Source organism: Nocardia sp. PLKS1-43 (assembly GCF_059510335.1).
In genome coordinates this window covers 1-1,573 of sequence record NZ_JCAJZQ010000043.1, presented here as the reverse complement: position 1 = coordinate 1,573, position 1,573 = coordinate 1, and the positions used below count along the sequence as shown (strand labels likewise).

Annotated in this window: 2 protein-coding genes; both read left to right on the top strand. The window is 65.7% G+C overall.

Annotation, left to right across the window (positions count from 1 at the left end; genetic code table 11):
* Nucleotides 1-91 precede the first annotated feature (91 nt).
* Nucleotides 92-535: a transposase gene (locus AC5WS7_RS40575; protein WP_495959979.1), complete on the top strand. Its 444-nt coding sequence runs from the start codon at nucleotides 92-94 to the stop codon at nucleotides 533-535.
* Nucleotides 532-1,545, top strand: coding sequence for a transposase (locus AC5WS7_RS40570; RefSeq protein ID WP_495959978.1), 1,014 nt, complete (start codon nucleotides 532-534; stop codon nucleotides 1,543-1,545). The genes AC5WS7_RS40575 and AC5WS7_RS40570 overlap by 4 nt, the downstream gene beginning before the upstream one ends.
* Nucleotides 1,546-1,573 lie beyond the last annotated feature (28 nt).

Genomic DNA, 1,573 nt, shown 5'->3' with positions numbered 1-1,573 from the left:
CCCTACCTGTCAAACTCAACTGAGACCGATTGGTCGGTATGTTTGTTGTAGTTGAGTAGGGCGAGACCAGGGAATATCGAGCAAGGTGACGATGAGTGCGGCCGATGTGCCCGGCGGGGACGGCGGGGCGGCGAAGAAGAGGGGCAAGTCAGGTGGGGCCGGGTCGGATCGGCCGAAGCGGCGGAAGTTCACGCCGGAGTACAAGCTGGGGATCGTGGAGGAGTACGACCGGCTGACCGAGCCGGGTGCCCGCGGCGCTCTGTTGCGGCGCGAGGGCCTGTATCACTCGCATGTGATCGAGTGGCGTCGGGCTCGGGATGCGGGTGCGCTGAATGCGTTGGCCGCCAAGCTGACTGGCCCGAAGCCGGTCAAGACCGACGCGGAGGCTCGGGCGGAGAAGGCCGAGGCGGAGAATGCGCGTCTGCGGGCCGAGCTCGAGCGCAAGGACAAGGCGATGGTCGTTCTGGGAAAAGCTGTCGAGCTGCTGGAGATGCTCTCCGGCAGCGCGGATTCCGAGACCGAGCGACCGAAGTGATCGACGCGGCGACCGTCGAGCTGGAGCCGCTGATCGGGACCCGGGCCGCATGCCGGTTCACCGGCAAATCCCGGGCGACGTTGCATCGGCACCGCCACCCGCAGCCACCGCGCCACGGGCCCCGGCGGCCGGTGCGGCACCCGGCCGCCCTGTCGGGCACCGAACAGGCCGCGGTGCTGGCGCAGCTACGCAGCGAGCGGTTCGTCGACAAGTCTCCGGCGCAGATCTGGGCGACCTTGCTGGACGAGGGCGTGTACCTGTGCTCGATCTCGACGATGTACCGGTTGCTGCGCGCGGCCGGTGAAGTGCGCGAACGGCGCCGCCAGGCCACCCATCCGGCGCGCACCAAACCCGAGCTGGTGGCTCACGGCCCGAACGAGGTGTGGAGTTGGGACGCAACACGGTTGGCGGGCCCGTTCAAGGGCGTGTACTACACGCTGCTGGTGATGCTGGACATCTTCTCCCGCAAGGCGATCCATTGGATCGTGATCCCACGTGAATCGCAGTGGCGGGCAAAGCAATTCCAGCTCGATTCGATCGCCGCCAACGACGGGGTCGTGCCCGAGTACATCCACGCCGACAACGGCGGCCCGATGGTCAGCAAACCGGTGTCGGAGCTGCTGATCGAGCTGAATATCACCCGCTCGCACTCGCGGCCGCGGACATCCAACGACAACCCGTATTCGGAGTCGAATTTCCGGACGCTGAAGTACTGCCCGTCGTTCCCCGAACGGTTCGCCGGCCTCGGTGAGGCGCAACGGTTTTGCGATGCGTTCTTCACATACTACAACACCGTGCACCGGCACTCCGGAATCGGATTACACACTCCCGCAACGGTTCACGATGGCACCGCCCGCAAGATCCGCGCCAAACGCCGCAAGGTCCTGGCAGCGGCCTACGCTGCCAACCCCGACCGGTTCCGGCGACCCCCGACACCACCCCGGCTGCCGAAAACAGCCTGGATCAACGAGCCACCGAAGGAGAATATCGACACAGAATTCGTAGCCTGACCGGTCTCATTCGATTTGACAGCTACCG

Coding starts and splice junctions, on each gene's coding strand:
- AC5WS7_RS40575 (WP_495959979.1), top strand. CDS start 92: ATGAGTGCGGCCGATGTGCCCGGCGGGGACGGCGGGGCGGCGAAGAAG.